Origin of the sequence: Paenibacillus sp. FSL F4-0125 (genome assembly GCF_038008565.1) — a bacterium.
Lineage (GTDB): Bacteria > Bacillota > Bacilli > Paenibacillales > Paenibacillaceae > Paenibacillus_AQ.
In genome coordinates this window covers 5,404,575-5,431,489 of record NZ_JBBOZJ010000001.1, presented here as the reverse complement: position 1 = coordinate 5,431,489, position 26,915 = coordinate 5,404,575, and the positions used below count along the sequence as shown (strand labels likewise).

Genomic DNA, 26,915 nt, shown 5'->3' with positions numbered 1-26,915 from the left:
TCTACCATCCTCCAAGATTCACATTTTCCCAAGGCAAGCGTATGGTCACACAGGTATAGGCACCCTGCACACTGTCAATCCAAAGACCGCAGCCCTTGCCATAATGAAGTTGTATGCGTTTATGCACGTTCTCTAGGCCCAGTCCGTTCTTGCTGGTGACAATCGGCGAATCCATATCGCCTAGTAGCACAGCTTGTAAATTGTACAGCATCTCTGGGTTAACACCTGCACCATCATCTCGTATTTTTATTAGCAGAAGGCTTTCATTCTCTACAGATACGGTAATTTGGATATTTACACTGCCGCCTGAAGGCGCCGCGTGATGAACGGCATTTTCGACGATGGGCTGCATGCACATTTTAGGAATTGTATAACGCAGCACCTCCTGAGGGAGATCAGCCATCAATACAATGTTGCCGCCTTCCATAAAATTTATGAAGCGGATATAGCTGTGTATGTTGGCAAGTTCTTCGCTAAGGGCAACCGTATCGCTGCGCCACTGCATGCTGTAACGCAGTTGGGAACCTAGAGACACCAACGCGTCGGCGATCGCAGGCTGTCGCTGAACCTCCGCGAGCATACGAATAGATTCCAGTGCGTTATATAAAAAATGCGAATTGATCTGCGAATGCAGCGAATGCAGTTGAGCATTTTTGGCAACCAGTTGCTTATCTACCACCTGAGTCATCAGATGCTTGATCTCGTCTAACATGTTATTGTAGCTGACGGCCACTTCATCAATTTCATCACCGGTTTCGTTCGCACCGAGACCGGTTTCGATTTTTGCATCCAGTTGTCCTTGCCGCACCTTACGCATAGAAGCCAGAACCCTGTCCAGCCGCCTGAATATACGCCGGGTAGTATGTGAAACAAGCAGCAGCATCAGGAGCAGAACACATAGTGTGATCGCTACAACGAGTAGATACCAGCTCCGCGGCCCCTTCATCAGTGCCTGATGAGAGGCAATATCTACGACATAGGCGTTCAAGGGGGCGATGTACCGATACAATGCGTAGTAAGTATGGTTGCCGACCTCAACCTTAATGGGGCTGGGGCTACTTTGCTGAAGCACATCCAGCTGTTGATGAATGCTGCCCAGAATTTTATCCAAATCCTCCCCGGCATTTTGAGAAAAGAGATGATCAGGATTGTAAACAGAGCGGGAAGGGTTGCTTCCGTCCATCACTACAGAAAAGAAATCTCCCCCGCTATCCTCAAGCAGGTCATTGAAAAAGACGCTATGCTGGGCGCGAATTTCCATAATGGTAGGGAGTTTTTGCTGCTGCCCTTGTAGGCGTACCAGTCGGTAATAAGATAGCGTATGCTCGCCATCCTTAAAAGCAAATAGGCGGAATGCCGCACCACCTTCCTCCCGAAGGGTCACCCAGTAGTCCTGCGGCCAAAACTTGTCATAATGGTAGATTTCAGGCCAAATCTCAAATAGATTTGGATTATCGACATAGAAACTGAGCTCACTGATCATCTCGTGGCTCTGAATGATATTATGCATTTGCTCAAATTGATTTTGTCTAAATTTTACGAGACGCAGGCCATCCCCGCGCATATTGGAGTGAATAAAATCTACAAATGCCTTTTGATTCAGCGCAGTAGAGGAAGCGTTCTCAATAACGCCCATTCTGCTGCGCAGCTGTTCGTTAAGCCGTGAGACATGGCTGCTGCCGGTGGCCATAGCGTCCTTGTATAGCTGGCTTTCCTGCATGCGAATAAATAAAAAAGATACTACAATCGCAGGAACGGCAATCATCATGCTAAAGGCCAGAAACAATTTTTTCGAAATGCGTGAATTTCGGTAAAGCCTCTTCATTTTAGTCAGCAGATACTTCATTTAAGCAGCCTCCTACCCTTGTAATATACCATATATTACAAACCGCCTGGTAGGTAACTAGGCTGTTTTTCCAAATGGTTATAACTAGTGAAAAAGGGAATACCGGCCACCATTTCGGTGACCGGCAGCAATCTTTATACGGGGATTATTACTCTGCCATTTTGGATTTTCGCACATCCAGTTCAGCCTGGCGGTATTCCATCACCTTGCCGAAGCTGTAATTCTCGCGGCGGTCAAGGAAGTTTTCAAAGATTTTATCAAAGTCAGCCTCATTCTTGGCCGTAATCAGCTCAGGGAGAACTTCCTCCCAATTTTGAGAAATACGCGACCAGGCTACCGATACATCAGAATCACCCTGTGGATCTAAGCCCTTGTAGATACCGCTATCAATATCAGCCCGTTTATTAGCGAAGTCTTCCATTTGCTTAATGACAGGAGCTTTCTCTGGTCTCCACTGGTTGATGATTACAGGGTTTCGCATCATCCAATAGGTATCCATGATGCCATATTCTTTCTCCATTTTCTCAATATCAGTTTCGAGCAAATTTACCATTTCAGGCTTCAGCTGCGGCTTGCCGTCTACCATTTCCCATGTTTCGCCTTCTTTGCCAAGGAATATATCGCGTTGGCCTTCTTCGCTGGCCAGATAGCTCAAAAAGCGGATAGCTCGTTCAGGATTTTCGGTAGATTTGCTAATCATCGTCACCATCCAGCCGTCCATGTTGCCGGGGAATAGCTTAGGACTGTCGCCCTTGCTGTTCTTTGGCCCATCGACTGCAATGTAATAAGAATCGGGGTTTCCACTTGCAGCCAGCATAGGATTGACAGCCGACATACCAGTCCACTCCCGGACCATCATGAAATAACGTGCGTTGTTCGTTTTTTCCTCTACCTGAGTATCGGAATCCACCAGGAAATCTACATTAATCAGCCCGCGCTCGTAAGCCGTACGGAAGGTTTTTAGCCAGGCGATATAATCGGGATCGGTAATGCGGTCGTATACTTTACCGTCTTTCTCATGCGGAACGGCCAGCAGGTTCTGCAAATATTCAGTCATCCCGTAAGGAACATTCCCTTGTGCAAAGAAGGGGCTGATCGGCTGACCTTTATACTGCGAATATTTATCCTTCAACAATTGCAATGCATTCAGAAAGCCCTCTGGTGTGCTCAGGTCCGGACTGCCCATTTCTTCATACAGATCCTTCCGAACCAGAAAAGTCTGGTTGGCGGCCGTCATGCCGGTTTCATGCATCAGGTTGGGGCTATATGAATCATTCGGAACACCATAGGTATTACCATTTTCTTGGCGATACCATTTCAGTGTGCCGTCTCCAGCCACCTTGAAGAAGTAGGGATCATACTTATCTGCCAATTCATTCAAGGCATAGACATGATCGCCTTCCCATAGCTTTTTAACAGCCGTTTCCCACGAACCCATCGAGATCAAGTCGGGCAGCTTGCCGGAGGTCATCATCAAAGTAATATGCTCGTTCGCTTCGCCGGAGGGTACTTCTAGCTTGATGTTAACACCTGTTTTTTCCGTTACATACTTGGAGGTCAAGCTTTCTCCCCAGGTGTGGGCATACCAGTTAGCACCAACGAACCAGGTCAGATCCACAGGGCTGGTGTCGAGTTTCCATGCCGGTTCATCGGGATTGAGTGTTGCTTCATTCGGCGGCGGTGATGTACTGTCCGTTGGTTGTGGTGTTGGTTTGTTATTGGCTGAATTGTTGCTACATGCGGCCATGCCTAGCGTCAGAATTATAGCCAGAACGAGGGTCAAACCTGGCTTAATGAGATTGCGTTTCATGACATAATCATCCTTTCTCTGCTGCTTCTGAATTTTTGGATACCCGTTTCTATACGCATACACTTATCCCTTAATGGCGCCAATCATCACACCTTTGACCAGATAGCGCTGGATAAAGGGGTAGACTACTAGAATAGGTAGTGTGGCTACCATCATGGATGCAAATTTGATAGAGTTGCCAGGCAACCTAGCGCCGAATTGTGCCATAGCTTGCTGCTGCATGAAAGACATGGAGTTCTCTGCAATAATTTTGTACAACATGGTCTGCAGTGGCAGTAATTCCTGCGAGCGGATGTAGATAACGCCCTGGTAATAATCATTCCAATGATAAACGGCTGAAAAAAGCGATATGGTTGCAATGACAGCCATACTGTTGGGCAATACAATTCTGAACAAGACGCCATAGTCTGAAGCGCCGTCAACCTTCGCAGATTCCTCCAGGCTGTCAGGAATGGTGCGGAAGAAGCTCATAAAAATGACCATATTAAAAAAAGTGTACATGGAAGGAATAATAAATACCCAAAAATTATCATATAAGCCCAGCTTTGTCATCAGAATAAACGTAGGGATTAGACCGCCTGAGAACAGCATTGTAATCAATGCGATTTTGAGATACACTTTGCGGCCGATTAGATTAGACTTGCTCATTCCATAAGCTATAACGGCGGTAAAGAATACATGGATCGCTGTCCCAAGTACCGTGCGCAGGGTGGTGATGTAAAAACCGTTCATCATCGTCTTATCATTGAACACAACACTATAGCTGGCCAACGATAATTCTTTGGGAAACCAGTTGACGGTGCCCAGTGATGCTTGCTGCGGCGCATTAAGTGAGTTAATAAATACAAACCACATCGGGTACAGTGTTAAAAAACAAACCGCCAGCATCAGCAGGGTATTGCAGACCTCAAATACTCCGATTTGCCGAAACCTCTTGCGTCTTTCCATACCTCTGTCCTCTCCCTTTTAAAAAATGCTGTCACCGGTTAGTTTTTTGGATGTGTGATTGGCCAAAAACAACAAACCTAGCGCCACAATAGAGCGGGCAAACAGGACGGCTGTTGAGAAAGAATGGCGCCCGGAGACCAACCCCATATTATAGATATACAAGTCCAGGCTTTCTGCCATCTTCATGTTCATGTTGTTCTTCAACATAAAGATCTGCTCAAAGTTACTGCCGAGTATCCCGCTGACAGCGAGGATGAACAAAATAGCGATGGTGGGGCGTATGCTCTGAATGGTGATATGCCACATTCGCTGCCGCCGATTTGCGCCATCCAGCTCGGCTGCTTCGTACAGTCCCGGATCAATACCGGATATTGCAGCTATGTAGATAATGGCGCTCCAACCCGTTTCCTTCAAAATATCGGTGAAATAGGTAATCCACCAAAAGTACTTAGGGTCGCTGTTAAACAGGATTTCACGTTCCTGAAACCCGATTGCCATCATCAGCTGATTGATCACACCGCCTTCACCGAGCCAATTGAGTGCAATGCCACCAAAAATCGTCCAGGCAATAAAGTGCGGCAGGTACGAAATGGTTTGTACCGTACGCTTAAATCGAAGACTCCGTATTTCATTAAGCATTAAGGCAAACAAGATAGGAATGGGGAAACCCAAGATCAGCTTAATGCTGCTCATCCCCAGGGTATTGCGGATCGAACGCCAAAAACGCTCATCTGTCATAAAATCGTGAAAATGCTTCAGCCCTATAAACGGTGATTCTAGTAAAGGTTTGGCGATGCTGTAGTCCATAAATGCAATAATGAGCCAAAACATGGGGATATAACAAAAGATAAACATCCAGAGGATTCCCGGGATAACCATGCTTTGCAATTGCCACTGTTTAACAAGCGCTTTCATTTGTTCCGTTCTGTATTGGAACATGTTCCGTGCCCCCTTTCTATTTCATCGTATGAAAAAGCGTATAGGAAAAAAAGCCCAGGATTATTGACCCTATCCCAATTTTTTAGATTTGTTTGACCAGCCGCAAAATTTAAGTATGCTGTGATTAAATGAGGGGAGTGTGCAAAAGATGAACAAGCTTGTATGGGAACAAAATTTCTTAGCTAGTAATACTGATCTGAAGTTATGGAATATTCGCCATGGCAACGACTTGCTAGATAACAATGGTAATCCAATAGACCCAGGTTGGGGCAACGGTGAGCAGCAGTATTACACGGATCATTCCAGCAACCTATATATCGATGAATTTGGCTTAAACTTGTGTGCGCGCAGCGAATCCATTGAAAAGGATGGACGGCATTTTGGGTATACCTCGGCCCGTTTGGATACAAAGGACCGTTTTTCCTTTTGCTATGGCAAGTTAGTCGTGCGTGCAAGGCTGCCGTTAGGGCAAGGGATATGGCCTGCCATTTGGCTGCTTCCGCAGGAGCAAGTTTACGGGCATTGGCCAGCTTCCGGCGAGATTGATATCATGGAAGCCAAAGGCCGCTTGCCCCAGCAAATATCCGGAACGCTGCACTACGGAAAGGATTGGGAACATCAAATCGTCGAGGAGTTTTCGTACCAGTTTGAAAAAGGGACGATTAATGAATTCCGTGATTATGCACTGGAATGGGATGCAAGTTCAATTCGATGGCTGGTAGATGGCCATTGCTTTGCTGAGCGTCGCCAGGAGCCGGGCGTGATGCCCTTTGATGAACCCTTTTATCTAGTGCTTAACCTTGCGGTGGGTGGCTGGTACGACAATGTGGCGGTGGACGAGTCTGCACTGCCAGCGGTCATGACGGTCTCAGGGATACGGCTGTACCAATAATTAGGCCTTATTTCAATTTTCAAAACCTACTTCCCATCTGGTAGAATAGGGAAAACTATATTTCTATATTCTAGCAACTTGATTATATGCTTGGGGAGGTAGACATGGACAAAGAGCAAATTGCACAGCTGGCACAGTGGCATGAAGATGATGAACATCAGAAGATAGTTGATACCCTGATGGAGATTTCACCAGAGGACAGAGATTACGAGGAGATTAGCAGTCTGGCAAGAGCGTATAACAATCTGGGTCATTATGAAGAAGCGCTTGAACAGTTTGCGATGATTGCAGAACAGGGGCAGGATGACCCGTTGTGGCATTTTCGTGTAGGGTATTCCTACTATTATCTGAACCGATATGAGGAAGCAGTTAGAGTGCTGGGTATCGCCAATGACCTCGATCCTGACAACGAGAATACGGCCATGTTACTGAACTTTAGCCAGCGCAAGCTACGCAAAGAACAACACGCCGCAGCCAGACGGGTGATTAAAGATACGCATAATGATTCGAGGACGGCTGCAACTCCTTTTGAAGGGATGGATTTCTCCGAGTTTTGGGACGATAGCGATTATGCAATAAGAGAATATGTCTCTGATCCGCCTACGGATGAACTGATTGCTTCCGTAGAAGAAGAGCTTGGTTACAAGCTTCCTGCCTCCTATATCCGTCTGATGAAGCAGCACAATGGGGGAGTTCCTTACAATACTTGTTACCCGACGGAGGACGCGACCTCATGGGCTGAGGATCATATTGCGATTACAGGCATTATGGGCATTGGGCGCGAGAAAAGCTATTCAATCTGCGGCGATCTCGGAAGCCCGTTCATGATTGAGGAGTGGGGGTATCCTGACATCGGGGTGGTGATTTGTGACTGCCCTTCAGCAGGCCATGATGTTGTGATGCTGGATTACCGGAACTGCGGGAGGGACGGTGAACCCGAGGTGATTCATGTGGATCAGGAAGACGATTATGAGATTACGTTCCTGGCGCAAGACTTCGAGACATTTATCCGCGGTCTGGTGAGTGAGGAGGAATATGATACCTCTCAAGAAGATAAAGAAGAGGATCTGCGAAAAGTAGCCGTAGGCAAGTTCTCACCTTTGCTCGCGGAGCTGTGTAGTCGTATGCCTGAGGTGGACCAGCTTGAGCAGAAGATCCGTAAAGTCTGTACCCGAATCGTTGAAGAGAAAGGACACTTTTCCTTTCATGCGGATGAGCTTTCTATTCTGATGTACGATGTGCAGTTCTGGCTGTACACAAGGGCTTATCCGAATACGAGCCGTCAACAATATCTGGATGTATATGAGACAATAATCGCTTTTGGCGGCGAGTTCGGTCAAGGCGGGTATGCTCCCGGATGGATCAGCGACTGGCTGGATGGGCGGATTCGGGAAGGGATAATCGTACAGGAAAATGAGGTGCTTCGCTTCACGGATCAAGCCCACTTCGAGGTCATTGCAAGGCTCGAGGCGGAATGCGCAGACGCGGAGCTTGATTGATCACAAAAATAATCATAAGCTGGACCGTAGCACATACTGGTAAGATATCTCTTTTCATAAAAGTAAGAGCAACCCATACTTCATGTAAGGGTTGCTCTTTTTGATGTATTTGGTAGTGCCTTTGATTTCGCTCCGTAGATTATTTGATGAATCAAGCCTAAAGTTAAGATTGACCCTAATTTTTACATATGAGAAAATAATGGAAATTTTAAAAATGAAGGGAAAATAATGTTATGAGCAATCTTTTCCGATTCATTCCTATTAGTCAACTAGCAGATAAATTTCCGGAAGGATCTTGGTGGGCGAAGTTTTACCAGGATTTCAGTGACGAGCAGCTTGCAGCTTATTTTGAAGGGGATTTAACACTGCCTTCTCTTAATCTGGATTGGGAGCAGGCTTTCCCACAACAAAAAGAGGTAATTATCATTTTTATAGATGGGAATTTTACTGTAAACGATCTCTATAACAAAGAAACAGACGGTGCTATAGGACTTATGGTGACCGGTAATATGAGTGCGAAAAATATAGCTGTAGGCGGTCAGGAAATTTATGTATCGGGCAATCTGATGATTGAGGAAATATTGTGCGGCTCCTACAATCATGGGGAAACGATTGTGAAAGGTGATCTCAGCGCTGCGGTTTTAGTTCAGGATGATGAGTACAGCATCAAAGTTGACGGACAGAAATCGATTCCCTGCTTAGTAAATGTGTGGGAAGGGGACGGCGTATTTCAGGAGCTTCCGGTGGATATTCATGAGGTGTTAATCGATGAAGTTTTTCTGGATGTGGAAGAGGAGGAAGAGGAAGCCGACTTTTCCTTTGGCACACTAGTGAACATAATCAAAGAAGGGCGTTCCGTACTGAAAAAAATAAATGAATCCCCGACTAACAAGAAAGCTGTTCATTTATATTTCACCCACAACACGATCAATGAGGAAAATATATTGAAGTTGACGCAGTGTATTTTAATGCCGAGTGACAAGCCGTCTTTTAGATTTTGGGAGCAAGACGTTTTTTTCAAAGTTCAACTGGAGCATATAGATGCTGACGGAGAAGAGCGGGATCTTAGCGTGTATATGAATGATAACCGGCATCACTATTATATTTGGCTGGAGCAAGATCATTCTGTCGGTTTGTTGAGGAGAACCATAGATGAAGGATCTGAGTGGGAGGACATTTCAGAAGAGTCTCAGGAACAACTAGCAGAGATTAGCGATTGCTGGACGATGTTGCTGACCTGCGCGAATATGGCTGAGCTTTATTTACGAAACATTGAGGTACAGTATGTGGAAGATATTTTGCAACACCCCGTAATTCAGGAATTATATTCGGAAGAGGAAGAAGAGGTGGATGACGGGTTCTGGGACGGCTCCAAATGCTACAGCTTCCGTCAAGCGCATACGGACGAGGACGGAGACCTCCTGCATGGTCGGATTGAAATCAAGACACCGGATGGAGCATATTATTTTTATACACTGGATAATGGAACTTATGTTTCCCGGTATTATCAGCCGCCCGATCAATATGGCAAGCAGGACATGCCCTATTTGGATCTTAGGCGCTGGGAAGCATCAGAGCGGTATTTTACAAGATTCAAACAATTTATTGCTCAGAAGATAGAGTCAGGCGTGAATAGTTAGGTCTGGATATGCTTCTGAAGAAAGGATGATAGAAATGCCAAATGATAGCCAAGCTAGTCCTTCAGCTGGTTCAGTTAGAGAAGTTGGTGGTTATCCTATCGACCTGACAGGTCCACTTAGTCACACTCTTGTCATTAAGCCCGGTGTGGGCAGTCTATCCATTGGACCATCGCAATTGGGGAAGAAGGCAGACCTTCATGTCTCACCTGATACGCATATTGATTGGACCGTATTTGATGTCTTTGCCACCCCGGCGGGCTCTCCTTGGCCGCGATTTCTGCATTATACAGGCAGTGACCAAGGCTTCTTTGACTGGGCACAGAAACGTCCCATTGAAGAGATGACGTGGACTCCGATCCTCTCTGCAGACACGGTGGCGGATGCCACTCAGTCCAATTTGTATGGCTTACATATCGAGTTGGATCAGTCCGGGAGCTCTCTGAGCTTGAGACTTCCGAAGCGGCATTTCCGCCTGAGTGTATCCGGCGACCTATCACGCTTCTCGGCCACAGGAGATATGCCATCTTCTCTGACACTAGCGCCGCGCACCGGCCGACGCAAGTATGATACTCCTTTCTTGCTGCCTGACATGGGTGAGCTGCACAAGGTAACGAGCCTGACGCTACAGAATACGCCGTTAGGTCAGCCGATTTCGCTGGAGTGTCTAAACCGGTTCCCAAACCTAACCTCACTGAGTTTGTGGGGAAACTTTTGCGACCTGGACTTAATGGCTTATCATACCCAGTTAACGAATTTGGAGCTGCGCTTCATGCCTGATCTGGGTGGCTTGCCGAACTTGAACGTGTGGCCGTTGCTTACTAGATTTATCGCCTATAATGTGGAAGAGATTGCTGGCAAGCGTCTAAAACAGCAAATGAAAACTCGCGCTGTAACCCGCCCTTGGACCGACCATGCTTCAGTGAGCCAATTACGAAAGGCTGAGTGGTGGACGACTGAGTTCGGCCGCCCGTTTTCGTCGTGGCCTAAACGTCTGGCCAAGCTGGCTAATGAAGCTTACAACGTTGCACAGGCAACTTTGTCCGAGGCTCGTAGTTTTGCCGAAGCCGAGGCAGCTATTACCGCTTTCACCGTGCGCTTCAACAACCTCAAAGGCATTGAAACCGCTGAACGTGAAGACCTTGGTGAAGCGGTGTGGCAACTCAGTCAGTCTGATCACCTGATTGGTCAGCCAATAGCAGAGGAGATGGCTCAACAGTGGTTCGATGCAGCGCGCGAATACTGAATGAAATAAACGTTCAGTCCAACATTGCTTGCGAGTTGTTCGCTATTGCAAGGGCAACATCATTCGCTACGTTGCAGCACAATATTTAAAATCTATGTTTTGAATAGGAAGGAAGTCAATCGTGCTGTTTCGAAAAGCTTTTATAACCGATATACCGCAGTTAATTGAATTTCGTAAGATATTGCTATCTCATGAGGCAATAGTAGCTCGTCGCCAGGGTATTGTATCCAAACTTGTTAGTGAAGCAATAGACGATTTAAAGGCACAAGGAATTAGAAAAATCCTGCTACACTCGTCTGATATGGGTAAACCGATGTATGAAAGTCTAGGTTTTGTTGAAGGAAAGAATTATATGTCAATTAATATTTGATGCTAGAACGTCCTCTAATAAGTATTCTCTACCAAAACTGGGACCCGGATAACGGGTTCCAGTTTTTATTTGCGTGGAGGTAAGAATCCATTATGGAAATTTCGCTAGAAAAATATACTTGACTCCATTCGTTCGTAAAATGTAGTCGGGGTTACAGACTGGTCACCATATCGGATGTAACAATAGTACAAGATAACATCGAGATAGAATGACGGCTTGATTAAGCATGGATAGGTTGGTGGCATTACGTTAAGGTTTCCAAAAAAACAACCGATTCTCTAAGCGAAAGGACGGAAGAGCAGTGACAAGGCTACGCAGCAAATTGGCAATTATGGTTTTGATTATTCTTTTTTTAATAGGTGTACTTCCGGGGAAGTATGGGGCAGGTATTGGCGGCATATCGGCCGTTGCAGCGGCTGCAAATATCTCTAATCAGGACGGGTTCGGATATAGTGGCTCCATTCCTGGAAACGAAGTGCTGGGGACCGCTTTTACGGGATACCAAGCCTGGCCAAGTGGGTTTTCAAAGGGATTATCTGCCTTTGTCGGCGGCGTTTATGACGGAACAAGTATTTGGATGATACCATACAATGCCGACCGATTGATGAAGGTCAATCCGTCCACTGGAGAAATGACAGGATATAGCAATTGGCCCGCCGGGTTCACTAAGGGAAGTAATGCTTTTGCCGGCGGAGTTTATGACGGAACTAACATATGGCTAATTCCATATAGTGCAGATCGGGTCATCAAAGTAAACGCGACTACAGGTGTAATGACAGGTTATAGCAGTTGGCCAGACGGATCGAGAGGTAGCGAGCTATATATTGGAGGCACTTTTGACGGTACTAATATATGGCTCACCCCCTATTCCGGTAGTCGTTTAGTAAAGGTTGATACAACGACAGGAGCAATGACCAGTTATAATAGTTGGCCAAGCGGGACAGTTCTTGGCAGTTATCCGTTTCAAGGTTCTGTTTTCGATGGCACAAGTTTATGGTTGATTCCGAGTGGGGCCGATCGTTTAATCAAGGTTGATCCAGCAACCGGAGACATGACTGGATTCAACAATTGGCCTAGCGGGTTCACCAAAAGTGCAAACGCATTTGCTGGAAGTGTCTTCGATGGCATAAATATTTGGTTGATACCGAATAATGCCACTCATCTGGTTAAATTCAATACGACCACTGGAGTCATGACCGGATACAACGGATGGCCTGGCGGCTTTACAAAAGGGAGCGAAAGCTTTGCCGGCGGCGTGTATGATGGTACGAATATATGGCTGGTTCCACAATCCGCTAACATGTTAATGAAGGTCAATGCCGCGACAGGGGATATGACGGGATACAACAGTTGGCCTAGTGGTTTTAAGAAAGATAGTAATGCGTTTATGGGCGGCGTATATGACGGGGAAAATGTTTGGATGATTCCGTTTGCAGCTGACCGTCTTATGAAATTCGGGGATAGCACTAACGCAGACATAGGTAGCTTGATGCTGTCGAGTGGGAGCTTAACTCCTACGTTTGTATCGGGTACGACCAGCTACACAGCGAGCGTGGCGAATAGTGTGAGTAGCATTACGGTAACACCGACGGTAGCGGAAGCCGGAGCGTCGGTTAAGGTAAATGGCACGACGGTAACGAGCGGAGCAGCTTCGGGCGCGATTCCATTAGCTGAAGGAGCAAACTCAATTAGTATAGAGGTTACGGCGGCAGATGGTAAGACGACGAAGACTTATACGGTAACATTGACACGTGAGGCGCCAGTACTGAGCACGAACGCTGATATAAGTAGCCTGACGCTGTCGAGTGGGAGCTTAACACCGACGTTTGCATCGGGTACGACCAGCTACACAGCGAGCGTGGCGAATAGTGTGTACAGCATTACAGTAACGCCGACGTTAGCGGATGCAGGAGCGTCGGTCAAGGTAAACGGCATGGCGGTAATAAGCGGGGTAGCTTCGGGTGCGATTCCATTAACTGAAGGAGCAAACCCAATTACTTTAGAGGTAACAGCAGCAGATGGAACGACAAAGACTTATACGGTAACAATGACACGTGAGGCGGCAGTGCTAAGTACTAACGCTGATATAAGTAGCCTGACGCTGTCGAGAGGGAGCTTAACACCGACGTTTGCATCGGGTACGACCAGCTACACAGCGAGCGTGGTGAATAGTGTGTACAGCATTACAGTAACGCCGACGGTAGCGGAAGCCGGAGCGTCGGTTAAGGTAAATGGCACGACGGTAACGAGCGGAGCAGCTTCGGGCGCGATTCCATTAGCTGAAGGAGCAAACTCAATAACTATAGAGGTTACGGCGGCAGATGGTAAGGCGACGAAGACTTATACGGTAACATTGACACGTGAGGCGCCAGTACTGAGCACGAACGCTGATATAAGTAGCCTGACGCTGTCGAGAGGGAGCTTAACACCGACGTTTGCATCGGGTACAACCAGCTACACAGCGAGCGTGGCGAATAGTGTGAGTAGCATTACGGTAACGCCGACGGTAGCGGAAGCCGGAGCGTCGGTTAAGGTAAATGGCACGACGGTAACGAGCGGAGCAGCTTCGGGCGCGATTCCATTAGCTGAAGGAGCAAACCCAATTACTTTAGAGGTAACGGCAGCAGATGGAACGACGAAGACTTATACGGTAACATTGACCCGGGAGACGGTAGTGATCAGTGAAGGTGGCAGTTCAAGTAATACAGGTAATAGTGGTGGAAAAGTGACCTCAACGAATGGCACATTAGTGGTGCCAGTAGGAAGCACAGGCGAATTGAGTCTGCCGGGGGAGGTGACTGTTGTCATTCCGGCAGGTGCTTCAGATAAAGAATTAATAATCACGATAGAGAGATTGACCTATACGAAAGATCTTCTATCTGATCGACAAGTTCTAATCAGTCCGGTTTACGAAATATTGAAAAACGTTACGAATAATTTTACCAAAGCAGTAACACTTACCTTTGTTTTCGAGGAGGCAGGTTTGAAGAAGGAGCAGCGACCAGTTGTATTCTACTATGACGAAGTGAAGAAAGTGTGGGTGCAAATTGACGGCGGCAAGGTAGACGGCAATAAGATCACTGTGGGAGTCGATCACTTTACAAAGTTTGCTGTGATGGCTGTAAGCAAAGAGAAGGAACAGTCCGGATCGGATCAACTGACATTTAGCGATATAACGGGTCACTGGGCAGCGTCTGAGATTATTAAAGCGGCACAGAGCGGAATCGTGAACGGTTATGTGAATGGCATGTTCAAACCTAATGGCGTCGTAACCCGTGAGGAATTTGTAGTTATGTTAATGAAGGCGTTGAAGCCGCAAATAGATGCTGAGAAGTTGAAGTTTACCGATTCGGTGAAGATTGGCATATGGGCGCAGCAAGCGATAGAGCAAGCTGTACAATTAGGTATTGTTAAAGGCTATTCGGATGGCAGTTTCCATCCAGATGCAGAAATTACACGCACAGAGATGGCTGTGATGATCGTCAAAGCATTAGCATTGAAGGTGGAAGACAGTGCTGTAACCAGTTTTGTGGATGACGCTCAAATTCCAAATTGGGCGAAGGGGCAGGTAGCGGCATTGAAGAATCTTAGCCTTGTATCCGGTAAAGGCAATAACGAATTCGCTCCTAATGATAAGGCAACAAGAGCAGAGGCGGTAACGATTCTAATGAAGATGATCGCTCAAAAGAGTTATTAAAGCAACAATATTACTTCAATCTCATTGGAAGACAAGACATTGAAGAGAAAAAAAGTTTTTTAAAGTTTTATCTACGATTAATAGATAACAGGGCATCCAAGGGGTGCCCTATTAAATTGCAATTCATTGCTGTATGCCCACGGTTCTGTGTGAAGTGTGAACTATGTCGCTTACTTTGAGTGGTTACTCTTGTTTATTACATAAAAATCCATATTGTCATATGACAAAGTGATGACAGCACTCACTATTCGACAATTTATTTATTCTCTATTATTGAAAGAATTGAGGCTTAAAGTGGCAGCTTGGCCTTTTAGTTCATTTTATAAATGATTAACCCAAGGAGTGAGCGTGTGTGGAACAAACGGTAACTAATCGAGTTACGGGTGAACAAATTACGTTTATAGAAACAGCAAAGGATACGAAGGGTGAATACTTATTAATTGAAGTTGCACTCCCCCCACATGGCAAGGGTCCTCCACTACATATTCATGATCGTTTTGAAGAAGAATTTGAAGTGATTTCTGGCAAGCTCACGGTAACATTAGGCAAAACAAACCACATTCTAGTAGCGGGCGAACGTCGTATTGCCCCGATGAAGACACCACATACTTTTACGAATAATGACGATGATCCGGTTATATTCCGTGTACGATTAACACCACCAAGTCAGTTCGAGCAGTCTGTTCGTATTCATTACGGGCTAATGGAGGATGGTTTAACTGATGCAAAAGGTAATCCTAAATTGCTTGCACACACCGCTTTAGTGTTATTACTACAAAATACGCTCATCGCAGGCATTCCACTCTGGATACAACGTAGTATCTTTGGTCTAATCGTTAAACGCGCACATAAAAGGGGGCTATATGAAGCGCTAGAAAAGTATACAGGGGAGACCGTATAATCATCATGCTCTGTCGCCAGAAACTATGGGGATTATGATTTTCTGCAAGCCAAGCTGTGGTTGCATGAGGGCAGCTCAGCACGGTTTGCTAGAGTAGCATTAATCTATTTTACAACTTGAAAGAGGAGGGATCTCCTTTATGAAACGTTTTTTATCTTTATTAATGACATTGATAATTCTATTTGTAAGCCTTCCCGCAGCCAAGGCTTCTGAGGCTCCCGATTCTCTATCTCCTAGCGAATTTATAAGTGCTTCGATTCAAAATGCAAGAGCACTCGCTTACCATGACGGCTATATTTATGTAGCTCAGCGAGATCCGGGCGGCATCTATCGCATTTCGGTCGAGACGGGAGCGGTCACGAAAGTGCTGGATAGAGGTGTTGTTATGACCGTCGCCTTGAACCAAGCCGGAGATCTGTTCTTCACGACTGACGGATATGATAAAAATATTTATAAAATCAACAAAAGCGCACTCGTCAATTTTCCTCTTCCCGCGAATAGCGGCACCGTATATTACAATACGAGCTTTAATTTTGTATACGGCATGGCTTTTGATGCCACAGACAACCTTTATTTCACGGACTACACAAGTAAAGGCATTTACAAGCTTGCGCCAGGAGCAACGGCTGCGACATCGGTCATTCAAGGACTTCCAACACCTGTGCTAGGTATAACGATAAGTCCTGCCGGCCATCTATATGCACTTGGACAATTTAATTATAATGTCTATCGCATTAACAGTGATCATTTATCGAACGGTACTGTAGCTGCGTCCGAATTCGAGACATTACTGAATAATATGCAGTACAGTCTCTATGGCATCGCTTATCTTCCGAGCGGCAAAGCTTATACATCCTACGGCTCGCAGGTCTTGCAGAGTCCTGAGCTTGACGAATATTCAAGTCCCGCCATCGATACGGAAAAACCGGTCATTACGCTTAACGGTGCTTCAACCGTGCTGGTTAGGAATGGTACGTCCTTCCATGATCCTGGTGTAATAGTAACTGATAATGTCGACATCGATCTGACAGCCAAAGTCACTTACAGCTTGAACAATGTCCAGCTCCCGGCTATCGATACGTCTGTTGCGGGTCGGTATACCATTCGCTATGATGCCACTGATACCGCAGGCAATGAAGCTGTCGCGGTAAAGAGAACCATCATCGTTAATGAAGACAGCACTAACCTGGCATATGGTGTACCGGTTACAGTCGATAAAGGAACCACCAGCGGTCAGACCGGCCATTTGACTGACGATTTATTGGAGACTGGCTGGATAGGCAGTCAATTCGATGCACCTTGGACAATCACACTAGATATGAATGCAGGCGCGACTTATAATGAAATCCTTGTTGTCGATACCGTCTATCTGCAATCCTACGAAGTGAAGGTCAGCGACAGCGTGACTGGACCGTTTGAAACAGTCACAGGCACGACTTACGCTAGCCTTGTCCATACGGATGGACAATATAATGGCTATACGATAGATTCAGTCTCTTTTCCGAAAGAGATCTCCAAGCGCTACATTCAGATTGTGATCCATGCAGTTGGAGAAGATGGCAGCACGGGTCCTGATCTTCAAGAAATTAAAGTGTTTAATCAACCGATAATACCGACAGCAACACCAACAGCGACACCAACGCCAACAGCGACACCAACGCCAACAGCGACGCCAACACCAACAGCGACACCAACGCCAACGCCAACAGCGACACCAACGCCAACAGCGACGCCAACGCCAACAGCGACGCCAACGCCAACAGCGACACCAACACCGACAGCAACACCAACACCAACAGCGACGCCAACGCCAACAGCGACGCCAACACCAACACCAACAACAGAACCACCAACAACAGCACCAACGACAGCACCAACGACAGCACCAACGACAGCGCCAACAACAGCGCCAACAACAACACCGACCCCAGCGCCATTCTTCAACGAAAAGGTTGATCTTGAAGTTGTTAAGGCTATTGTAGAAAAGGCAAAATCTACACCTGCGCTAGCATTCAAGGATGTATCTAAGGACTCACCAAACGCTAAAGCAATCGAAGTAGCAACTAGACTTGGAATTATTAAGGGGTACAGCGACGGCTCATTTCATGCGGTTGCTACGGTAACAAGAGCAGAATTTGCGACCATGCTATTAAAAGCGCTTGGTTTAGAAGCTAAAGACTCATCCAATTTCAAAGATGTTAAGGATCACTGGGCATCAGATGCAATATCGGGATTAAAGGCTAGTGGCATTACCAACGGTTACTCGGATGGAACATTTAAACCGAATAATTCTATTAGCAGAGCAGAAATAGCGGCTATGCTTGCTGCAGTCATTAACCCCAATTTAGCAAAAGAGACTAAGTTCAAGGATATTCTCGGTCATTGGGCAGAGGCTGAGATAAATATGTTATCTGATATGGGGATCGTAAAGGGAACTGTTGACGGTTTGTTTAAACCAAATGCTAATTCTACGAGATCTGAGGCATTACTCATGATCTTGCGCATGCTAAACATCAGTCTTGATTTTTCCTTAGACATAGAGTAACGAGTATTTATACTGTAGGAAAAAATCACTCCCATAAACAAAAAGCACCCAAACGGGTGCTTTTTGTTTTGCTCTTTAGATGATAAAGTGAACCTTATCATAGATAACAGGAATTTTTTGGACAAATCAAAGCATTCCGGGTCAGGAATAGATTTATCGGTTTCTCTACAATGAAATGGAAAGGAGATGAGGTCTTGGAGACGATTAGGCTGCTACAGCAAGCGATAGATTACGTGGAACACAATCTGAACTCCGCCATTGAGATCGAAGACATTGCTACGGCTGCAATGACATCGAAATTTCATTTTCAACGTATGTTTCATGCTTTAACCGGATTTACGGTTACTGAATATGTACGAAACAGGCGTCTTACGCTAGCAGCCGAGGAGTTAGCAGGAACAGATAATAAGGTCATCGATATTGCGCTAAATTATGGTTATGAGACCCCAGAAGCATTCGCTAAAGCTTTTCAACGAATGCATGGGGTGACGCCGCACATGGCGAAGAAAAAGAACGTGAAGCTTAAATCTTTTCCTCGAATCTCCTTTCAAATTCAGATTAAAGGAGAAACTGAAATGAACTATCGAATTGTGGAAGAACAGGCTTCAACGATTATCGGAAAGGACGTTATTATTCAAAAGGATGCCTATACAGAAATACCTATTTTTGTAGAGGGAATTTGGAAAGATGGGACACATGATCGGATTAATGATTTGGTTGGGAAACCCTCAGGCTCACTACTGTATGGCTATTATTTCGACTTTAGGGAAGATGGAACCAAACGTTATTTAATGGGGACCGATCTGCCTGATGGTAAAGAAGTAACAGAAGGGCTTGTTACTCTTCATGTCCCGGGTCAAACCTATGCGGTATTTGATAGCCGTGAATCAATTCCAGATGACTCGGAAATTGGACTGGAAATCCAAAATATTTGGAGGCGAATTTACTCAGAATGGTTCCCCTCGGTAGGATTTGAACAAGTAGAAGGTCCATGTATGGAAAAATACTTCTGGATGGATGATACACAGGAAGAATCGATATGTGAGGTTTGGATTCCTGTTAGAAGAAAGATTTAGATCGTCTGGTGAACTGTATCATAAAGCTAGTAAGGGAAACGATAGCTCAATAAGAGTTGTAGACAAGAAAGCTACCTGCACACTGGGTAGCTTCTTTACGTTGAAAAAGCCCTCATTAATGGGAATCCTACACGGATAAACGCATGGGAGGTGCTGATGGTGGTTATGAAAAAACGGATTTTAATTTTGTTCTTAACAATAATATCGTTGTTAATTCCTAAAATAGCTTTCGCGCATATTGGATTAGATCAATTAAAAAGTGCAACGGATTTCAAGCTGTTTACTCCACACTACTGCTTAACAGATTGGAAGGTTGAAATCAAGGAGCCATATCCTCTAGATACTGACCAACTAATTAAAAAGGTTAGACTCCATTACTTTGATAAATCAGGAAGTACGTATCTGTTTGGAATTGAACAGCATAAAGCGATAGGGTACCGAAGTAAGCGATCTGAAACAATAATTGATATTCTTAGGAAAACAAGTACGACCACAGTTATAGAAGAGGACTTTAAATTTGATACGAGTGGTGAGGTTGTTTATTTGAACGGAATTGAAGCAAGGTATGATTATGGAACACAAGGAGGATGTTTGCGTTGGGTGCAAGATGGTACTTATATTGAGGTGGATAGCTTTCGATTGTCTAGGAAGCAGATGGTTTTATTAGCAAAATCAATGATTGAATAGGTGATTTTTTCATCAAAAAAAAGCCTTTTGGATTAAAATCCAAAGGCTTTTTGTATGCTTATTTTTTTCAAGACCTTATTCAACATCATAATTGATCATAAAGAAAAAGTCTATACTTTTGGCTGGATTTTATTTACTATTGTGAAGCCGGCAAAACCTAATAAATGGAGTGTTGTAAATGGACGTTACTTGTCATCTCGATCAGGCTGATTTGCAGGATTATATTGGACGGGTTTTTGGCAGCAGTTATTTAGTTACTTCTGTTTCGCGAATGCATGGTGGCGCACAAAAGGTGGTCTACAAGATGGAGTGCAGTAATGGATTTTCCTGCGTTTTGTATGTGTGGGATCTTTCCATGAATTATTTTGAAGAAGAAAAAGCCAATGAAGATATAAATGAACGATCCTATGGAAGTGACTTATTTGAATTAAACAATAAGTTCTTAATACAACATGGAATTCAGACCCCTGCACTTTATGATCTAAATAAGGAAAAAGATCGTTACCCATTTGATTATGCGCTCGTTGAATATATAGATGGACGTAAGGCAGAAGACTATTTTCATCATGCTGATTTACGTGTTCAAGATAAAGTGTTTCAGCGGCTAGGGGACATGCTTACTACTATGCATACCAACGAAAGGCGTATCTTTGGGAAAGCGAATGCTAACGAGATCATCTCAGAACAATGTCATTTCTTACAAATGGAAAATGCGAAAGTACAGCTAGCTTATGCCTCTCAATATATAGAAAAGATCGGGTCTAATCAAAGTAAACTGCTCGACAAGTTGCATGAGTTAGAATCAAGAATTAAGCCCAGACAGCAGTACGGATTTATTCACGGGGAAATGGGTCCTGACCATGTATTGGTTAATGATAAGCTGGAACCCTTTTTGATCGATATCGAAGGAGCAGCGTTCTTTGATATTGAGCACGAGCATAGTTTTTTGGAGATGCGATTTGGAGATTTCTATCGGTATCTTAAGAACGATAAGCTTGATCCGGATAGGCTGTTATTTTATCAATTTCACCATCATATATCGTTAACTTCAGCGGGTTTAAAGCTACAGCATAGAGGATTTCCCGATCAACAATTCGCAAAAGGTCTAGCTGAATATCAATCTGAACGTGCGCTTAGGTTTATCGAAAAATGATGAAGAATTGAAAATGAAGCAAGAAGCGGCGCATCAGCTCTTGTCAAATATCGTGGGAGCTGAATATTCGAGTTGTTACACGGTAACGTTTCAACGAAGCGAAGGGGGAGTCAACCTAACCTAGGGGAGACTCCCCCTCTCTTGTGCGTTCTAGGGGCAAGCCTGACGGTAGTCAAGAGGTGTATACGAAAGTAAAGACTAGTATATAGATGGGGATCACTCCCTTTCCTATACTAGAACTAGGAAGAGAAGCTGCATGAAGTAGATGCACGACCTATTTTGAGACAATGTGGAGGGGTAATATGAAGAAAAAAAGTAGAATACTTCTGATCGTCGCATTGATCCTAAGTTTAACTATCACGGCATGCGGCAAAACCACAAATGAAGGGGAGAAGCAGCCTGAGAAGCAGCCTGAGACACCTGTGGAACAAAAAAATGAAGTGATTGAAGTTTCAACAGTTTCGGCAAGCGATCAGTATCTCAAATTCGATGAGGGCGAAAGCTTCGAGAAGAACTCGGTCTATGATGCGTATGAGAAAGATATCGGTGTGAAGCTCACGAATAAATGGGTGTCCGCCGATGACGTTCAATTCAAGGAAAAAGTGAAGATGTCCATCGCCTCCAATGATCTTCCGGACTTCATGAAGGTTAATGCTACACAGCTGAAAGAGCTGACCGAAGCGGATATGATTATGGATATCACGGACGTATATGACAAGAATGCGACGGATGAGACGAAGAAATTCTTGTCGATGGATGGCGGAATGCAACTGAAGACCGCCACTTTCGACGGTAAACTCATGGGGATTCCAAGTTCTTATAATCCGTACCAGTATCAGTTCCTCTATGTACGCACGGACTGGCTGAAGAAATTGAACCTGCCGGAACCGAAGACGATGGCAGATCTCTTGACGATCGCCGAAGCGTTCAAAACAAAAGATCCAGGCGGCACTGGGAAACCGTATGGAATTGTAGTTAGCAAAGATCCATTTAACAACCAGTCCACAGCTGTTACAGGACTAATAGCATTCTTGAATAGTTACCATGCTTATGAAAATCTTTGGATGGAAGACGGAAATGGAAATTTGGTCAACAGTGACATTCAGCCTCAAGTGAAAGACGCACTTAAGGCGCTGCAGGAAATGTTCAAGAAAGGATTAATTGATCCTGAGTTCGTCGTTAAAGATGTGGAGAAAGCAGCAGAGCTCCTCTATAACAACAACGCAGGTATCGTATACGGCCAGTCTTGGGTACCGGCTCAGCTCGCTAAAGGCGCAGTAAAGGATGGTAAAGTCGTACAAGAGTGGGGCGTATTCCCGATTCCATCGGTGGATAGCGAACCTGCACTATCGCAGATAGGTTTGGGTGTTGACGAATATTATGTTATCTCCAAGCAAGCGAAGCATCCGGAAGGCGTTATTAAATTGCTGAACCATTGGATTGTCGTGGATAATCATCCGACGCCAGAACAGAAAGTGTATGAGTATGGTAAAGACCTGAAGGAGAAAGGCAACAACTACTGGCTTCTAAGCCCGCTTCGTGTTGGTAAACAAAAGGATAATAACGGTGAAATATTGCCAAAAGCGATTGAGAACAAAAACGAGAGCATTTTGGAGACGAAAGATCAAAAAACTCGTTACGAGCGTGCCATGAAGTATGTTGACGGTACCGATATCAACATGTGGTGGGAATATCTGATTTCAGGCCCAAAAGGCGCATATTCACTTGTTCCAGAAATTCAGAACAATAAACAGTACTTACAGAACAAATTCTACGGTGCACCGACTCCAACCATGGCAGATCGACAAGAAATCCTGAAGAAGAAGCGGGATGAAGTATACTTCAAGATTATGATGAATCAAGTATCCGTGGATGAATTCGATAAATTCGTGGAAGAGTGGAAAAAGCTTGGCGGCGACGAAATGACCAAAGAAGTCAATGAATGGTACGCGACTAACAAACAATGATAGCAGGAGAATCGAGGGGTTGGACACAAACGACCTCTCTTTTCTTTAACCTAGTTCTTAATTTTTAGTCCTATAGCGAGGTGGATGGCATGAATGTATTAACGCGTATGTGGAAAAGGGAGTGGCCGCTTCACTTGATGTTGGTTCCTGGGATCGTATTGGTCCTCATCTTCAGTTATATCCCGATGGCCGGCATTACGATGGCCTTTCAGAAATACGTACCGAATAAAGGGCTGTTCGGCTCACCATTTATTGGTCTTAAAAACTTTCAGTTACTGATGGATTACCCCGATATCGGCCGGATATTCTTCAATACAGTATACATTGCGGTGATGAAAATTGTAGCAGGCATGGTCGTTCCGGTCACTATAGCGATACTGCTAAATGAGCTGCGGAAAGAATGGGTCAAACGGACCTTCCAGACGCTCGTGTACTTGCCGCATTTTCTATCATGGGTTTTGTTAAGCGGTATTCTAATCGATGTATTGTCTCCATCTTCCGGTATTCTCAATCAAGTGCTTGGCTTGTTTGGTATCGACCCTGTTTTTTTCCTGGGAGACAATAAATGGTTCCCTTATGTCATGGTTATATCGGATGTATGGAAAGAGTTCGGATTTGGTACGATTGTCTATCTGGCTGCGCTTACCGGTATTAATCCGTCACTGTACGAGGCAGCGGAGATCGACGGCGCAGGACGCTTTAAGCAGACGTTACATGTGACGCTGCCGGGGATGCTTCCTATTATCGTTCTCATGTTTACACTTAGTATCGGGAATGTACTGAATGCCGGATTTGATCAAATCTTCAATCTATATAGTCCTCCTGTCTATGAGAGCGCGGATATTATCGATACCTTCGTATATCGTATGGGGATTGAGCAAGCACAGTTCGGTTTCGCTACGGCCGTAGGACTACTGAAATCAGTCATCTCTTTCGTATTCGTATCTATGTCCTATATCTTAGCCTATCGTGTAGCGAATTACCGCATTTTCTAATGCAATCGTCGGTAATTCAGAAGGGAGATACATCGTGCGTACTAACAGATCATTGGGAAGGAAATTGTTTTTGATAGGTAATTTCATTTTTCTGGCATCCGTATCTTTGTTATGCCTTATGCCTATTATTCATATTTTGGCGCTCTCGTTCAGCTCCGGGCAGGCAGCATCCGCCGGAAAAGTCATCCTGTGGCCAGTTGAATTCACAACGGCTGCTTATGCTAACGTATTTGGAAAACCTGAATATTTACGTGCATTCTTGGTATCGATTCAGCGGGTCCTTATGGGAACGACAATCAGCATGTTCCTGACGATTATCACGGCCTATCCATTATCCAAAGATTCTCGCCAATTTCGGCTGCGGACCTTCTATTCATGGTTCTTCGTATTCACGATTTTATTCAGTGGCGGGCTTATTCCAAACTATTTAACCGTGAAGAACCTTGGGATGCTCGATACAATCTGGGCTTTGGTGCTGCCAGGAGCGGTCACGGTGTTCAACGTTATTCTGCTGCTGAATTTCTATCGCAGTCTGCCCAAAGAACTTGAGGAATCTTCGCTGCTCGATGGGGCGGGTCAATTTACTACCTTATGGAAAATATATGTGCCGCTATCGTTGCCGGCATTGGCAACGACAGGTCTTTTCACCATGGTGGGGCATTGGAATAGCTGGTTTGACGGTATGATTTACATGAATCATCCCGAGAATTATCCGCTGCAGACCTTCCTGCAGACGATCATTATCAAAATGGATTTCCGCTTTATTAAACCTGAGAGGGCAGAATTAATGCTCAAATTGTCCGATCGTACGAGCAGAGCCGCTCAAATTTTCGTAGCAGCATTTCCGATTCTAATCGTGTATCCGTTCTTGCAGCGGTTCTTCATTAAAGGAATTGTGATGGGGAGTGTCAAAGAATAAAATAGGGCACTCAAACTAAGACATTGCATTGCAGGAGAACAAACGATGAAAATCCGATTCTTGATTAAAGATTCCTCTATATTCCAGAAAATAATGGCTGCCTTTCTGGCAGCCTTGTTTCCGCTCATGGCGATTACCTGGTTGATTAATGAGAAGGGCTCGGACAATATTCGGAGTGAAATTTCCGAGTCAATTCTAAATACGACTCGCTTCTATCTGGATTCACTCGACAAGGAAGCAGACCGGATCAGCCGTTATTTGCCGAACTATGTGATGGACAAAGACTTGATGGAAATAGCAACTACAGGCAATTACATGAGTTATTACGATCGTGCGCAAAAAATATTAGATATCCAAAGACGGCTTGAATTGATGAAGAACTCAAGTCCATTTATTCAAGAAGCAAGGGCGTATATCCCTCTTATCGACCGAACGATTCTTAGCAATAAATTTGAAACCTCGATGAATAAGCAGGAATATGCTTCTATGCAGCAAAACAAGAGATTATACGAAGAACCTTTCATTTACTGGAACGATCGATTATTTATTTCCATGCAATATCCCATTAATACCGTTAAAAATCCGATTTATATCGTAGCGGTTGAATTATCGACTACCAAAATCAGAGAAACGTTATCTCAAATTGGCAGCTCGCGTGGTGGACAGAGCGTATTGCTCAATCTGGAACGTGGTTGGGAGATCGAGAGTAACATGGATCCGGAACTGCTGGAACAAATGAAATCCTTCGCTGCAGATAAGCGGGAATTGCAAAAAAACGAAGGATACGAAACAATTATGTATAATAGTAAGCGGTTTCTTACGGTATATAAATACTCCAGTCTCTGGAATTCCTATTCGATGATGTGCATTCCCGAAGAGACGATTTTGGGTTCTCTTGAGATCTATCGAACATTGTTCTGGTGGGCTTGCGCGCTAGCTGTGGGTATTGTCGTTTTCTTCTCCTACTTTCTATTACGATTTATCTATCGGCCATTAATGAAACTTGTGCATTCCTTTCGGCGCGTTCAGCAGAATAGGCTGGAACCGATCGTGATCGATCGTGGAGCTGATGAGTTCGGGTATTTGTACCAAGCTTTTAATAATACGATCCGATCCTTGAAAACACTTATCGAGGAAAATTACGAGCAGCAAATCAGGAACCAGCGTTCCGAGCTGAAACGATTACAATCGCAAATTAATCCTCATTTTTTATATAATTGTTTTTTTGTATTGTGCCGGTTAATTAAATCTGAGAATCAGAAGGAAAAGGCTTATCAATTCTGCCTGTACATCGGACAATATTTTCAGTTTATTACTCGCGATGACGAGGATGATATTCCGCTGGGGCTGGAGGTCAATCATTCTCGCACGTATGTAGACATGCAAACCATATGTTACGGAGACCGTATTCAAGTCAAGTTCGAAGGTGATGTTCCCGATCTCTTCGTGCCGAGGCTGATTCTGCAGCCGATCATCGAAAATGCTTATAAGCATGCCTTGGGCAATATGATTCAGCAGGGTGAGCTATGGGTTCATTGTGAGCGGGTGGGCGATGTATTCTCCATCTATGTCGAAGATAATGGCCGAAGCATCTCCGATGCGGAGATCGAACAGCTTCAGAAGCGACTGCGTCAATCCGCGATTCGGATGGAGGAAACAACCGGAATCATAAATGTGCATCGCAGAATACAACTGCGGTACGGTGAGGAATATGGCATTACCGTGTCACGTTCTGCTCTTGGTGGACTTCAAGTAAGAATCAATCTGAGCACGAACTAGAGGAGGAAT

Annotated in this window: 19 protein-coding genes; 15 read left to right on the top strand and 4 right to left on the bottom strand. The window is 44.8% G+C overall.

The window, feature by feature from the left end; translation table 11 throughout:
* Window position 1: 1 nt before the first annotated feature.
* From NST74_RS24080 to NST74_RS24065, 4 genes are all read right to left on the bottom strand, one after another.
* On the bottom strand, window positions 2-1,846 hold the full coding sequence (locus NST74_RS24080; RefSeq protein WP_341114809.1) for a sensor histidine kinase: 1,845 nt from the start codon (window positions 1,844-1,846) through the stop codon (window positions 2-4).
* Between the two features lie 148 nt (window positions 1,847-1,994).
* Entirely contained in the window at window positions 1,995-3,719 is a 1,725-nt protein-coding gene (locus NST74_RS24075; RefSeq protein ID WP_341114806.1) for an extracellular solute-binding protein, read from the bottom strand.
* Window positions 3,720-4,604, bottom strand: a complete 885-nt coding sequence (locus tag NST74_RS24070; RefSeq protein WP_042130773.1) for a carbohydrate ABC transporter permease — start codon at window positions 4,602-4,604, stop codon at window positions 3,720-3,722.
* 18 nt (window positions 4,605-4,622) lie between these two features.
* Window positions 4,623-5,543 carry an ABC transporter permease gene (locus tag NST74_RS24065; protein ID WP_042130771.1) on the bottom strand — a complete coding sequence of 307 codons (921 nt, stop codon included), beginning with the start codon at window positions 5,541-5,543 and terminating at the stop codon, window positions 4,623-4,625.
* A 148-nt stretch (window positions 5,544-5,691) separates the two neighbouring features.
* Here NST74_RS24065 and NST74_RS24060 point away from each other — a divergent pair, with 148 nt between their 5' ends.
* From NST74_RS24060 to NST74_RS23990, 15 genes are all read left to right on the top strand, one after another.
* Window positions 5,692-6,435 (top strand): glycoside hydrolase family 16 protein, encoded by a 744-nt coding sequence (locus NST74_RS24060; RefSeq protein ID WP_341114804.1) that lies wholly within the window; start codon window positions 5,692-5,694, stop codon window positions 6,433-6,435.
* 104 nt (window positions 6,436-6,539) lie between these two features.
* On the top strand, window positions 6,540-7,934 hold the full coding sequence (locus tag NST74_RS24055) for an SMI1/KNR4 family protein (RefSeq protein ID WP_341114802.1): 1,395 nt from the start codon (window positions 6,540-6,542) through the stop codon (window positions 7,932-7,934).
* A 233-nt stretch (window positions 7,935-8,167) separates the two neighbouring features.
* Window positions 8,168-9,574 (top strand): hypothetical protein, encoded by a 1,407-nt coding sequence (locus NST74_RS24050; protein WP_341114800.1) that lies wholly within the window; start codon window positions 8,168-8,170, stop codon window positions 9,572-9,574.
* Between the two features lie 34 nt (window positions 9,575-9,608).
* On the top strand, window positions 9,609-10,817 hold the full coding sequence (locus NST74_RS24045) for a hypothetical protein (protein ID WP_341114798.1): 1,209 nt from the start codon (window positions 9,609-9,611) through the stop codon (window positions 10,815-10,817).
* A 121-nt stretch (window positions 10,818-10,938) separates the two neighbouring features.
* Window positions 10,939-11,187 (top strand): GNAT family N-acetyltransferase, encoded by a 249-nt coding sequence (locus NST74_RS24040; RefSeq protein ID WP_341114796.1) that lies wholly within the window; start codon window positions 10,939-10,941, stop codon window positions 11,185-11,187.
* A gap of 301 nt (window positions 11,188-11,488) precedes the next feature.
* A complete protein-coding gene (locus tag NST74_RS24035; protein WP_341114794.1) occupies window positions 11,489-14,884 on the top strand; it encodes a cadherin-like beta sandwich domain-containing protein in 3,396 nt (1,131 codons plus the stop codon).
* 352 nt (window positions 14,885-15,236) lie between these two features.
* The gene (locus NST74_RS24030; protein ID WP_341114790.1) at window positions 15,237-15,785 is read left to right on the top strand and encodes a cupin domain-containing protein; all 549 of its coding nucleotides are present in this window, start codon (window positions 15,237-15,239) and stop codon (window positions 15,783-15,785) included.
* 139 nt (window positions 15,786-15,924) lie between these two features.
* Complete coding sequence (locus NST74_RS24025; protein WP_341114789.1) at window positions 15,925-18,330, top strand: S-layer homology domain-containing protein; 2,406 nt, start codon at window positions 15,925-15,927, stop codon at window positions 18,328-18,330.
* Window positions 18,331-18,500: 170 nt separating this feature from the next.
* Entirely contained in the window at window positions 18,501-19,406 is a 906-nt protein-coding gene (locus tag NST74_RS24020; protein ID WP_341114788.1) for an AraC family transcriptional regulator, read from the top strand.
* Between the two features lie 156 nt (window positions 19,407-19,562).
* Window positions 19,563-20,093: a hypothetical protein gene (locus NST74_RS24015; RefSeq protein WP_341114786.1), complete on the top strand. Its 531-nt coding sequence runs from the start codon at window positions 19,563-19,565 to the stop codon at window positions 20,091-20,093.
* Between the two features lie 223 nt (window positions 20,094-20,316).
* Window positions 20,317-21,246: a phosphotransferase gene (locus tag NST74_RS24010; RefSeq protein ID WP_341115965.1), complete on the top strand. Its 930-nt coding sequence runs from the start codon at window positions 20,317-20,319 to the stop codon at window positions 21,244-21,246.
* A 302-nt stretch (window positions 21,247-21,548) separates the two neighbouring features.
* Window positions 21,549-23,213 carry an extracellular solute-binding protein gene (locus NST74_RS24005; RefSeq protein ID WP_341114785.1) on the top strand — a complete coding sequence of 555 codons (1,665 nt, stop codon included), beginning with the start codon at window positions 21,549-21,551 and terminating at the stop codon, window positions 23,211-23,213.
* Between the two features lie 89 nt (window positions 23,214-23,302).
* Complete coding sequence (locus tag NST74_RS24000) at window positions 23,303-24,208, top strand: ABC transporter permease (RefSeq protein ID WP_197069713.1); 906 nt, start codon at window positions 23,303-23,305, stop codon at window positions 24,206-24,208.
* Window positions 24,209-24,242: 34 nt separating this feature from the next.
* The gene (locus tag NST74_RS23995; RefSeq protein ID WP_341114783.1) at window positions 24,243-25,127 is read left to right on the top strand and encodes a carbohydrate ABC transporter permease; all 885 of its coding nucleotides are present in this window, start codon (window positions 24,243-24,245) and stop codon (window positions 25,125-25,127) included.
* A 45-nt stretch (window positions 25,128-25,172) separates the two neighbouring features.
* The gene (locus tag NST74_RS23990; RefSeq protein WP_341114781.1) at window positions 25,173-26,906 is read left to right on the top strand and encodes a sensor histidine kinase; all 1,734 of its coding nucleotides are present in this window, start codon (window positions 25,173-25,175) and stop codon (window positions 26,904-26,906) included.
* Window positions 26,907-26,915 lie beyond the last annotated feature (9 nt).